The organism is Arthrobacter wenxiniae, assembly GCF_013376105.1.
Classification (GTDB): Bacteria; Actinomycetota; Actinomycetes; order Actinomycetales; family Micrococcaceae; genus Specibacter; species Specibacter wenxiniae.
The window spans coordinates 81542-93236 of the sequence record NZ_JAAMFM010000015.1 but is presented as its reverse complement, the minus strand read 5'-3'; the positions used below and the strand labels follow the sequence as shown (position 1 = coordinate 93236).

Genomic DNA, 11695 nt, shown 5'->3' with positions numbered 1-11695 from the left:
TCCGCCAAGGTGGTGCTCGGAGGCGCCGGCGAAGATCGGGTACGGCTTGCCGCCGGCCTCCTCCACGTCCTTGATGGCCTGCTCCCAGCTGCTGCGGATGCCAATGTCGAAGCCTGCTGCATCGAGGCGGACATCGGCGCCCATGATGCGGGAGAGCTGGATGTTGCCCACGCGGTCGGAGAGCGGGTCCGGCCAGTCGACCCAGTTTTCCTGGACCAGGCGGGCCTTCATGCCGAGCTTCGCCGCAACCGCCGCCACCTGGCGGGTGTGGTTGGACTGGTATCCGCCGATGGAAACCAGCGTGTCGGCGCCCTGGGCGATGGCATCCGGGACGATGTACTCGAGCTTGCGGGTCTTGTTCCCGCCAAAGGCCAGCCCGCTGTTGCAGTCCTCCCGCTTGGCCCAGATTGACGCACCGCCCAACTGCGCCGAAAGCCGGGGCAGCGCGTGGACGGGACTGGGGCCAAAGGTGAGCGGGTAGCGTTCAAAATCCGAAATGGCCACGGTGCCTGTCCTCATTTGCTCGAAAGGGGCGCGGATCACGCCGCGGTTGATATGCAATATATTGCATGCCGTATGGATCACATGTCAAGCATTCACTGATTGGCGCCGGAGTCGCGGTAGCATGGGCGCCATGCCCACCCCTGCGCCGCATGGCATCCACAAACGGCCCCTGTTGCGGGACGACGTCTACACCTCCATCCGCGACGCCATTGTTGACGGCACCTTTGGGCCCGGCGAGCGGCTGCGCGATCCCGAGCTGGAACAATGGCTGGGCGTCAGCCGCACGCCCATCCGCGAGGCCCTGCTCCGCCTCGAACGCGCCGGCCTCATCATTGCCAGGCCCGGCCGCGCCACCATCGTGGCGCCACTTGACAACGCCTCCACCGTCAGCGCCCAACAGGTGGTGGCGGCCATGCACGAGCTCGCCGCCCGGCTGGCCGTGCCCGTCCTGGAGACGGACCAGCTGGCTGTTATGACGGAGGCGAACGGGAGGTTCGCCCGCGCGTTGGGGCACGACGACGTCGAACTCGCCCTGGCTGCCGACGACGACTTCCACGCCGTGTTTGTCGGTGCCTGCGGGAACGACATGGTTCCGGGCGTCCTGGACCAGGCGCATCCGCTCCTGCGGCGTATGGAGCGCCGCCGGTTCAGCTCGCACTCGGCGCGGCATTCGGTCACGGCCCATGCGGAGATCATCCGCCTTGCCAGCCTGGGCGACGCCGACGGCGCAGCCCTGGCCACCCGCGAAAACTGGCTCTCGCTGGGGACCGGAACCGAAGGCTGACGGGCCCCACCAGGGCGCCACCGGGCGAGCTAGAGGGCTAAGTCGGCGAAGCCGTGATTTTTAGGTCGTGTTTTTGCTGGGCGGGTCAGGTTCGGGTTCATGCGGCCAGTCCTTTGGTGTGGGTGAGGTCGTCGATCGCGGTTTGGTAGGCGTGGGTGGCGGCCCGGAGTCTTGTTGGTACCGGGTTTTGAAGGTCTGCCAGTCCGGTGGGGAGCAGCCGGTCGTGGACGGCGCTGATGAACATGGCGGTGGAGAGCCCGGTGTCGGTGACTTGGTAGCGGTGTGAGTGGGGGATGCGTTCGATGAGTCCGTGGTGGCGGAGCCGGCGCAGGTCATAGCTCATCTGTCCGGTGGTCACAGTGCCTGGATCGGTTCCGCGCAGTTCCGCGGTCAGTGCCCGCAGGTCACGGTTGAGGAACCCGTCCGGTTGCAGCCTGAAGACCGGCAACGCTGAGAGGAGGGCGTGGCTTCGTTGTTGCCCGAGGCGCAGCCCGGGGACGCGGGTGCCGGTCGCGGTGATGACCGGATCGGTGAGGGTGTGCAGTGCCTGGATTCCGGTGATCGGGTCGTGGCTGATTGTTTGCCACGCGCAGCAGGCGCCTGTTGGCGTTGAAGCCGATCTCCCGCAGCGCGGGCAGATTTGTCAGTCCTTTCCGGATCCCGAAATCATAGCTGTCATTGATCGTTGTCTCGGTCCGCAGGGCCCGTCCTTCCTTGTGGTACTGCTTGATCGTGGCATTCTTGTAGTCCACGTGCAGGCTCGGGATGACCCCGTCGGTGATCACCCTGGTCCTGAACCGGCCCGGGGTTGGTCGGGGTCCGGTCCGCATCAACCGGCGGGCGAAGACCAGGCTGACCTGGTCGGGGCGGCCGATATCAAGGTTCTCGCGGATCACGTTCTCGAAGAACACCCGTCCCGAGACCGGGCTGTCGAGCATTTGCGTGAGCGAGAATTCCGCCTGCAGCACCGAGACGTCGTAGCGGTACCCGGCGGCCCGGTCGGCGGCGCTGAACGGATGGGGCAAGATGGCCAGCCACTTGCGCAGCAGCGCATCAATCTGTTCCGGCCCGAGCGTGTCACAGATTTCCTGCAGGGCCGCGATGTTCTCCACCTTGGCGAAAGCGTTGTCCATTGCCACATAGCCGATCCCCGCCTTCGCGGCCTGGCGCTGGGCCCAGTGGTGGCCGTTGATGCACAGCTTCGCGTTGTAGGGGAAGTAGGAGCAGAACTTCAGGAAGAACGGCCCGAAATCGGCGTCAACACAGTAAAAGTAAAAGTGATTGACCACCCCGGTGGTCTTCACGATCCACGGGTAGGACACCCCGTCGTCGTGATGGCGTTTCTCGGTCCTAAACAGCTGGGTTTTCTCCTGGGCCCGGCCGATGAACACGATTCCTTCCGGCGCGGTGAACGACGCCAACCGTTTGGCCATCACGTCGTCCTTCCGTTCGCCCCTGCGGAAGTCCACCCACTCGATATGTTCGGCCTCGGCGAAGCGGTGGACTGCCGCGGTGAACCGGTCGGTGATCTTCGCCATCGGTGCCGTGGAGGCGATAGGCAGGCCCAGCTGAAGATGCACATACCCCACCAGGCCCGCAGCGTACTGCAACCCGGGCTGGTAGACGTTGAGGTACATCCGGTCGATGCACTCCACTTCGAACCTCACATGTTCGGACAAGACATCTGCCACGGTGCGCGCTATTGTCATGACAAGCTCCGGTCGGTGATCAGGTGGCCAAAAGGCCCACCACTGCTAAGGCAGTAATACACCCGTCACGGCACAGCCGCCACGGGTCACCCTGCCCGACCGGAGCCCACCACCCAAGACGGGAGACCACGCCTCGTCGGGCTGGGGCAAAGCCCCGTTAGACCTTGGACACCACGGCGCTGACCGGCGTCACGTTCGCGAACAGGTCCAGGACGGGGCAGCGGGTCTCGACAAGCCGGGCCAGTTCCTCATAGCGTTCCTGTGTTTCCGGCCCTGAGATGTTCACCTTGAGGCGGATGCCGGTAAATCCCGGGCGCACGGTTGCGTCAATGCCGAACAGGCCGCGGACATCCAGGTCGCCTTCCGCGTCGATCGTGAGTCCGTCAATCGCCAGCCCCAGCTGCTGGGCGTACAGCCGGTACACCACCACCTGGCAGGAAATGAGGGCCCCGAGCGCGTACTCAACCGGGCTGGCGGCCGCGTCGTCACCGGCCAGGCCGGCGGGTTCGTCCACCGTGAACTGGTGCTTCCCGGCGCTGATGCGCGTGGCGACTGAACCGACCGCCACGCCTGCCGCCTTGTACGTCAGCTTGGCGTTGCCCGGATTCGAACCGATCCGGGCGCCCCAAAAGTCGCCGGCGTCGGAGAGCCGGCCCGCACGGATCGAGGCAAGGTCGGTCGCAATGGTGGTTTCAGTCATGGTGTTCCCGTCGGTGTGGCGGCGCGTTTGGCGCCGTGGGCAGTGGCCGCCCGTGCCGGTGCAGCCGGCCGCGCGGTGATGGCGGAATCCAGTCTGTCCGTCCCGCCGCGGCCACCCCAAGCGTGGTGTCACCTGCCGCAACAATCCCGGCACGCACGACGCCGGCACCCCCGTCGACGGCCCCGCCCGGTCCCAGCGGTCCGGCACCCGCGCGGATTCAAAATAGGATTGACCCATGACCGCAACACTCGTGGCCAAGGATCTTGCCGGCGGCCACGCCCACCGCACCTTGTTCAGCAACCTCAATTTCACCGTGGCCCCGGGCGACGTCGTCGGCGTCGTGGGGGCCAACGGCGCCGGCAAGTCAACGCTTTTGCGGCTCCTGGCCGGCGCCGACACACCCCAGGCAGGCACCGTCAGCACCGCCCCGCAGGACGCGTTCATCGGCTGGCTCCCCCAGGAGCACGAGCGCCTCGAGGGCGAAACCGTCGCCGCCTACATTGGCCGGCGCACCGGGGCCGCCGCCGCCACCGAGGAAATGGAATCCTCCGCCGAGGCACTGGGTTCGGGCAGCACCGCGGACGACCGTTACGCCTCGGCACTGGACCGCTGGCTGGCATGCGGCGCCGCCGACCTCGACGAACGGATCCCCGCCACCCTCGCCGAGCTGGGCCTGGACGTGGGGGCGGACGCCCTGATGACGGCACTGTCCGGGGGGCAGGCCGCCCGCGTGGCCCTGGCCGCGCTCCTGCTGAGCCGGTTCGACGTCGTGCTTCTGGACGAGCCCACCAACGACCTTGACCTGGCCGGGCTCGCCCGACTGGAGGAGTTCGTCAAGGGCCTGCGCGGCGGCGCGGTCCTCGTTTCCCACGACCGCGAGTTCCTCTCCCGCTGCGTCACCACCGTGGTGGAGCTGGACCTGGCGCAGAACAAGGTGGCCGTGTACGACGGCGGCTACGACGCGTTCCTCGAGGAGCGCGCCATCGCCCGGCGGCACGCCCGCGAGGCCTACGACGAGTTTGCCGACAAGAAGGCCGACCTCGTGGGACGCGCGCGGACACAGCGGGAATGGAGCTCGCAGGGCGTGCGCAACGCCATGAAGAAAAGCCCCGACAATGACAAGATCCGCCGCCGCGCCGCCACGGAATCGTCGGAGAAGCAGGCCCAGAAGGTCCGCCAGATGGAGTCGCGGATCGCCCGCCTGGACGAGGTGGAGGAACCGCGCAAGGAATGGGCGCTGCAGTTCAGTATCGGCGCCGCTCCACGCTCCAGCTCCGTGGTCGCCACGCTGAACGCCGCCACCGTGCGGCAGGGCGGGTTCACGCTGGGCCCGGTGTCGGTGCAGGTCAATGCCGGGGAGCGCATTGGCATCACGGGACCCAACGGTGCCGGCAAGTCCACGCTGCTGCGGCTCCTGCTCGGCCGCACCTCCCCGGACGACGGCGGCGCCTCCCTGGGCGCCAGCGTGGCCGTCGGCGAAATCGACCAGGCCCGCAGCCAGTTCCCTGAGACCGTCCCGCTCGGCGATGCCTTTGAGGGCCTGGTCCCGGAGCTGAACCAGGGCGAGGTGCGCACGTTGCTGGCCAAGTTCGGGTTGAAGGCGGACCAGGTGACCAGCGCGGTGGGCGCACTCTCCCCCGGCGAACGGACACGCGCGTCACTGGCCCTGCTGCAGGCGCGCGGCGTCAACGTCCTGGTGCTGGACGAGCCCACCAACCACCTGGACCTCCCAGCCATCGAACAGCTGGAAGAGGCACTGGAAAGCTACGACGGCACGCTCCTGCTCGTCTCGCACGACCGCCGGCTGCTGGAGAACGTCCGCCTCCACACCCGGTGGGACGTCAACAACGGCCAGGTCGCCGAACTCTGACCGGCCTCAGCGGGCCGCGCTCCCGCGAGAACGGGGCCACGCCGCGAGAACGGTGCCAACCCCGCGCCCCCGTGAGGCCGATTCCTCGATGACGGGGCCAACCCGCGAGATGGCGTGTAAGATACACCGTCCATGCGGGTTGGACCCGTCCTCGGTGTGGGGACCGGGCTGGTGCACTTCAGGCCGCGAGCGGGAGGCCGGCGGCATCGAAGGCCGCCTGGATCCGCCGCTTGACGTCCCCCGGATTTGCCAAGTCGCGCCATTCAAGGCGCACAAAGCGCCAGCCGTCTTCCATGAGACGCCTTTCACGCTTTCGTTCATCAAGGACTGCCTCGCGCGTGGGCTTGTAGGCGAAGTACTTGTAGTCGCCGTCAAACTCAACGATGAGCTTTTGCTCTTCCCACAGAAAGTCCGGCCGGTAGACCCGCCCGCCCACTGTCAGCTCCACCTGCAGTTCAGGCTGCGGCAGGTCCATGTCCGCAATAATCAGCCGGGTGCGTGATTCGCCGGGCGACTCGCTGCGGCCATCGAGCACCCGGAGCACCCGCCTTGCCTTGCGGACGCCGCGCCGGCCGGGCATGGCATTGACCATGGCCCACATGACCTCGCTTCTGGCGCCCTTCCGAAGGGCGTGGTCGCCGATGACCACGGCTTCGGCAAAGCCGCCGGCCCGGGCGCAGTCCACCACGGTGCGTTCCAGGGTGGTCACCTGGACAACGTGGCCGCTGCGCAGGCGGAGGGGCTGGATGTCGCCGTTCGCCACGTTCCCCCGGTGAAACACCACGTCCTTCGGATTGGACGTTCCGGACACGGAAGACGCCGCAGTCAGGTGTACTTGGGGACCGCAATGCCAGATAGTCAACCCATGCAGGCGGGCCGCGCTGAAGTGCGAGTATGCCGGGTCGCCACGCACAGTGACAAGGTGGGCCAACAGCCGCAGCTTGTCCTGATCCCAAGGCTTCAGGGTGTGCCAGTGCCCGGCCTGGACGTAGGCCCCCTTGCGGAGGCGGTACACGGTCCCATGCTTCAACGCTGACGCCATGGCCCGGTCGCCCAGCCCAGCCTCCGCCAGCTGCCCCGTGGTGGCAACGGGCGTATCCGCCGGCCAGGCCCGGGCAAACCGTTCCTTTTCTTCCTGCTGTCCCATGGATCGAGTCTTGCCGGTGCCTGCGGCCACTACAAGGCGCACTCGCGGAGCTGTGGATAACTCCACCCGCAACTGGCATGACCGCTCAGAACGGGGCAATCCTGCAGCAGTTTTCGTGAGGGCGGGGCCAACCCGCGAGATGGCGCGGAAGATACACCGCTGGTGCGGGTTGGCCCCGTCCCCGGCGAGTTGGCGCTGAAATCGCAGCTGCTTGGCCCCGCCGTCGGCGAGCCGCCGACATCCGCAGATACGTCCGCCTCAACACCGCGGCCCGCTTTGCGAGCTACAACCAGGACACCGAGGAGCGCCGCGATGGGAGGCGCCTCGGGGGCGGCACCGCGCAATTTCGCGACGGCACCGCGGATGACTTTGACGCCGTCGTACTTTTGCACGGGGCACCAGCACAAGTCCCAATTGCTGTCGAGAGAGGTGTCGCCAAAGTCGAAGAACGTGCTGTTCCGGGCCACCCTCAAGAGCGTGTCGTGGCACCGGAACACGAGCCTGTTCCGCCTAGGTGCGCAGGACCAGGACCACTCATTCAATGTTTTCGATGGGCAGGCCAGGTTTGCCCGTGACATCATGACCGCCGCCAGTGCGCCGCCCGGGCTGCCAGTCGGCCGCCGGCAACGCATCCCGGGCTGCCACGGGATGCCAGAAGGCACCACAAGCGCCGGCTCAACGCGATGGACGATTCCCCGGCCAGGTCGCGCGCCCCGGTCCGCCCCTCGGTGTGTGAGGGTTTGGTTCCGCGCCATTGACATTTCACGCCACGGGGCCCATTCTAAAAACATAGATCACGTTTTTAGATGGAGGAGTCATGGCAACACATTCAATTCCAGCCGCCTCACCCGGATGGGCCAGCCAGGCGCTGGCCCGGGCCAAGGTGGAGCCCGCGTACGGGGCGTTCCTGATGTTGTGGATCGGCTTCATCGCCATTCCGCTCATCATGGGCCTGGACAAGTTCTTCAACGTCCTGACCAACTGGGAAAGCTACCTGGCGCCGTGGATCGAGAACCTGTCCCCGTTCAGCGCCCACGGGACCATGATGGTCATTGGCGTCGTGGAGATCATCGCGGCCGTGGCCGTGTTCCTCCGGCCCAGGTACGCGGCATTCGTTGTCAGCATCTGGCTGGCCGGCATCATCGTCAACCTGCTGACCTACCCGGGGTTCTACGACGTCGCCCTGCGTGACTTCGGGCTCCTGGTGGCCGCACTGGCCCTGGCCGTCCTGGCCCGCACCTACACGAAACCAGGCCTCCGCGGCGGCGGCATGAAGTAGGGCCCGTCCGGTCAAGCCACCCGGCCGCCGCTACTCCCGAGGCCATCGCCGGGCGGGCACTTAATGGGCATGCCGCCCACCCGACGCCCTCGTTAAGTGCCCGTTCGCGGCCCGGGTCTCTTGCCTGACAGGCCCGGGCGCGCAAAGATTGGAAGTGGACAGCAGGTGCCTGTTCCACAATTCGGCTGGAGGCGTTACCATGCTCCCCTTGAATTCCATTGACCTGGACACACTCGTCACGGCCCTTGAAAACCACTTCCTGGACTACGACACCTTCTTTTGGCTCGACCCGACCACGGGCGAAATCGCGCTGTGGGGCGAGGAAACCGCGGATGAGGCCGGGGCGGAGGGCTGGGACGTGGACGATCGTGGCGGCATCCGGATCGATCCCGTGGACTCCTCGGAGGGCTACCGCGACATGGAGGAGTTCATCGCCGGCGTTGGCGAATCCGAGTGCCGCAACCGCCTGCAACAGGCCATCGACCGCAGCAGCCCGTACCGTCATTTCAAGGACGAGCTCTACTCATTTCCCGAGTACCAGACGTCCTGGTACGAATTCCACAACGCGCTCATGAAGCAGCGCGCCATCCGGTGGTTGGCGGCGGCGGGAGTGGTGGAAAATGCCGAGGCCGACGCCGCCATCCTCCAACTCCGCACCTCGCCCTGAGGCCGCGGAGCCCGGGACCGGGGCCGGCCCCATCCGCGGCGCCCTTAAAAGCGGGGCAAATGCCGAACGCGATGGGCGCACCTTTCGGCGCGCCCATCGCGTTCAGCCCAGCCAGCGTTCAGCCCAGCCAGCGTCAGCCCAGCCAGCGTTCAGGCTTGAATCCCCAGGGCTCAGGCTTCGACGATGATGACCGTGTAGACAGGCTTGCGGCGCAGGGCCCGGTCCGACCAGCGCAGCAGTCCCTCGGCGATCGCCTTCTCGGCAACCGGTCCCGTCTTTTCCCCGCGAATCGCGGAGATGGTCTTTTCCACGATTCCGGTGGCCTTCTCCATGTCCTTTTCCGTCAGGTTGAAGCCCACGGCAAAGTATTCGGGGTCTTCCTCGATCTTGCCGGTGTCCGGATTGACGATGAGCAGGACGGTGACGGCGCCGTCCTCGGCCAGCCGGAGGCGGTCCTGCAGGGACTCCTCGGTGGCCGCGCCGGCGACCATGTTCTCCACGTACACGTAGGCCGCGGGAACGCTGCCCACTACCCGGGCCACGCCGTCCTTCAAGTCAATGACGGTGCCGTCCTCAACAATCAGGGCGTTCTTCGGGTCCACGCCGGTGCGGACGGCCAGCTCGGCGTTGGCCTTGAGGTGGCGGTACTCCCCGTGCACCGGCATGACGTTGCGCGGGCGGACCAGGTTGTAGCAGTAGACCAGCTCGCCGGCGCTTGCGTGGCCGGAGACGTGCACCTTGGCGTTTCCCTTGTGCACCACGTTGGCGCCCTGCTTGGTGAGGTCGTTGATGAGGCGGTAGATCGAGGATTCATTGCCCGGCACCAGCGAGCTGGCGAGCAGGACGGTGTCCCCCTCGGCCAGGTTGATCTGGTGGTCGCCGCTGGCCATGCGGGCCAGCGCCGCCATGGGCTCACCCTGCGAGCCGGTGCAGATGAGCACGGCTTTGGTGGGGGGCATCTTTTCCAGTTCCTTGGCCTCAACCAGCATGCCGCGCGGGATCTTCAGGTAGCCGAGTTCGCGCGCCGTGGTCATGTTGCGCACCATGGACCGGCCCACAAACGCGATCTTGCGGTTGTACTTGTGCGCGGAGTCGATGATCTGCTGGATGCGGTGCACGTGGCTGGCGAAGCTGGAGACCACCACGCGGCGCGGGGCCGTGCGCATGACGTTGTCGATGGCGGGAATCAGGTCCGCTTCGGCGGCCAGGAAGCCCGGGACCTCGGCGTTGGTGGAGTCGGGCATGAACAGGTCCACGCCTTCCTCGCCCAGGCGGGCAAAGCCGGCCAGGTCGGTGATGCGCTTGTCCAGCGGGAACTGGTCCATCTTGAAGTCGCCGGTTTCCAGCACCAGCCCGGCGGGCGTGCGGATGGCCACGGCCAGACCGTCCGGGATGGAGTGGTTCACTGCCAGGAATTCGACGTCGAACGGGCCGAACTTGCGGCGGTCGCCCTCCTTGACCTGGATCATCTTGCCCTTGATGCGGTGCTCGTCGAGCTTGGTCTTCAGGAAGGCCAGGGTCAGCTTGGCGGAGATGACGGGGATGTCGCCGCGCTGCTTGAGCAGGTACGGCACACCGCCGATGTGGTCCTCGTGGCCGTGCGTGAGGACCAGGCCCTCTACGTCCTGCCACCGGCCCTTCAGGTAGGAGAAATCGGGCAGGATGACGTCCACGCCGGGGTGGTTTTCTTCGGGAAAGAGCACGCCGCAGTCAACGATCAGCAGCTTGCCTCCATACTCGAAGACGGTCATGTTACGGCCAATCTCCCCCAATCCGCCGAGGGCTACGATGCGCAAGGCGTCATTCGCAAGGGCTGGCGGGGACTGGCGAGCGGTTCTTCTCATGGGTTCCGTTCTTTGTGGTGGGGTGAAGGCAGGCGGCGCCGGTTGGCGATGTTGTGCTGCCATGATGCGCGACGGCGTGCGGCCAGAGGCCGGCCCTGTGTCGCTAAAAATCCTGAGGTGTACAAAAAGGTGTCACTAAGAAGTCTGTGGGCGTACTTGTGTACGATTTTACCACCGTGCACACATTCACAAATTGCCCCGGGCGCGGCAGGGTGCTGGATGCGGCGGCAACCGCGGGCGGGTGCCAGAAGCTAGGATGTGACAAGGAGTTTCCGCAGAGGAGTGCCACCATGCCAGATGCCGTTCGCCATGTCTATTTCCTCTCCGACGGAACAGGCATTACCGCCGAAACCCTGGGCAGCACCCTGTTGACCCAATTCCCCAAGAGCCGTTTCTACCGCACCACCGTCCCGTTCATCTCAACCGTCGCCAAGGCCCGGTCGGTGGTCCGTGAGATCGACCAGGTGGCGCTGCGCGGAGAGGCGCCGCTGGTCTTCTCCACGGCGGTCGGTGAGGAGATCCGCAACGAACTTGCCACGTGCAACGGCGTCCTGGTGGATTTGATCGGCGTCCACGTCCAACTGCTCGAGGAGGCCCTCCACGTGAAGGCCAGCCACCAGCCCGGCCAGGCCCACGGCCTCGGCAACGCCCTGCGGTACCAGTCGCGAATGATGGCAGTCGAGTACGCGATGGAGCACGACGACGGCCAAAGCCTGCGTGCGCTGGAGAAGGCGGAGGTGATCCTGATAGCCCCGTCGCGTTGCGGCAAGACCCCCAGCACCATGTACCTGGCCCTTCAGCACGGTGTCTACGCGGCCAATTTCCCGCTGGTGGATGAGGACTTTGGGCACGACGTGCTGCCGGAACCCCTGCGGCCCTTCCAAGCCAAGTGTTTCGGTCTGACGTCCAACCCCATGCGCTTGAGCCAGGTACGGACCGAGCGCCGACCGGGCTCGGACTATGCCTCCCTGCGGCAATGCGGGATTGAACTGCGGAACGCGGAGCGCCTGTACGTAACCCATGACATTCCGCATGTGAACTCCGCCAGCATGTCCGTGGAGGAGATTTCGGCCGTGATCCTGGAACGAATGGGCCTGCGGCACTAGCCGGCGTGCCGGGCCTCCGGCGCCGGTGGGGACAGCGGACAGTTGACTAATCTCACATAGCCAGCATGCCCATGTGCTGCGACGA

11 protein-coding genes are annotated in these 11695 nt (G+C 66.3%); 5 read left to right on the top strand and 6 right to left on the bottom strand.

Annotated elements, in window-relative coordinates; genetic code table 11:
* On the bottom strand, nucleotides 1–504 hold a 504-nt coding region (locus tag G6034_RS11390), incomplete at its 3' end, for a pyridoxal-phosphate dependent enzyme (protein ID WP_176635232.1).
* A 130-nt stretch (nucleotides 505–634) separates the two neighbouring features.
* On the opposite strand from G6034_RS11390, the gene G6034_RS11385 reads away from it, so the two are divergent.
* Entirely contained in the window at nucleotides 635–1288 is a 654-nt protein-coding gene (locus G6034_RS11385; RefSeq protein ID WP_176635231.1) for a GntR family transcriptional regulator, read from the top strand.
* Between the two features lie 97 nt (nucleotides 1289–1385).
* On the opposite strand, the gene G6034_RS19505 is transcribed toward G6034_RS11385, so the two are convergent.
* The 3 genes from G6034_RS19505 to G6034_RS11375 all read right to left on the bottom strand — a co-directional run bounded on the left by G6034_RS19505 (nucleotide 1386) and on the right by G6034_RS11375 (nucleotide 3697).
* A complete protein-coding gene (locus G6034_RS19505; RefSeq protein WP_218063836.1) occupies nucleotides 1386–1646 on the bottom strand; it encodes a hypothetical protein in 261 nt (86 codons plus the stop codon).
* A 46-nt stretch (nucleotides 1647–1692) separates the two neighbouring features.
* Entirely contained in the window at nucleotides 1693–2826 is a 1134-nt protein-coding gene (locus G6034_RS11380) for a hypothetical protein (protein WP_218063835.1), read from the bottom strand.
* A gap of 328 nt (nucleotides 2827–3154) precedes the next feature.
* Nucleotides 3155–3697: an OsmC family protein gene (locus G6034_RS11375; protein ID WP_176635230.1), complete on the bottom strand. Its 543-nt coding sequence runs from the start codon at nucleotides 3695–3697 to the stop codon at nucleotides 3155–3157.
* Between the two features lie 235 nt (nucleotides 3698–3932).
* Here G6034_RS11375 and G6034_RS11370 point away from each other — a divergent pair, with 235 nt between their 5' ends.
* Nucleotides 3933–5567, top strand: coding sequence for an ABC-F family ATP-binding cassette domain-containing protein (locus G6034_RS11370; RefSeq protein ID WP_176635229.1), 1635 nt, complete (start codon nucleotides 3933–3935; stop codon nucleotides 5565–5567).
* 178 nt (nucleotides 5568–5745) lie between these two features.
* Here G6034_RS11370 and G6034_RS11365 read toward each other — a convergent pair whose 3' ends face one another.
* Nucleotides 5746–6714 carry a hypothetical protein gene (locus G6034_RS11365; RefSeq protein ID WP_176635228.1) on the bottom strand — a complete coding sequence of 323 codons (969 nt, stop codon included), beginning with the start codon at nucleotides 6712–6714 and terminating at the stop codon, nucleotides 5746–5748.
* Nucleotides 6715–7531: 817 nt separating this feature from the next.
* Here G6034_RS11365 and G6034_RS11360 point away from each other — a divergent pair.
* Both G6034_RS11360 and G6034_RS11355 read left to right on the top strand, forming a co-directional pair.
* Complete coding sequence (locus G6034_RS11360; protein WP_176635227.1) at nucleotides 7532–7993, top strand: hypothetical protein; 462 nt, start codon at nucleotides 7532–7534, stop codon at nucleotides 7991–7993.
* A gap of 199 nt (nucleotides 7994–8192) precedes the next feature.
* Complete coding sequence (locus tag G6034_RS11355; protein WP_218063834.1) at nucleotides 8193–8660, top strand: UPF0158 family protein; 468 nt, start codon at nucleotides 8193–8195, stop codon at nucleotides 8658–8660.
* A 170-nt stretch (nucleotides 8661–8830) separates the two neighbouring features.
* Here the strand turns inward: G6034_RS11355 and G6034_RS11350 are convergent, their stop codons facing one another.
* Nucleotides 8831–10504: a ribonuclease J gene (locus G6034_RS11350; protein WP_176635225.1), complete on the bottom strand. Its 1674-nt coding sequence runs from the start codon at nucleotides 10502–10504 to the stop codon at nucleotides 8831–8833.
* A 290-nt stretch (nucleotides 10505–10794) separates the two neighbouring features.
* On the opposite strand from G6034_RS11350, the gene G6034_RS11345 reads away from it, so the two are divergent.
* Nucleotides 10795–11610: a pyruvate, water dikinase regulatory protein gene (locus tag G6034_RS11345; protein WP_176635224.1), complete on the top strand. Its 816-nt coding sequence runs from the start codon at nucleotides 10795–10797 to the stop codon at nucleotides 11608–11610.
* Nucleotides 11611–11695: the final 85 nt, after the last annotated feature.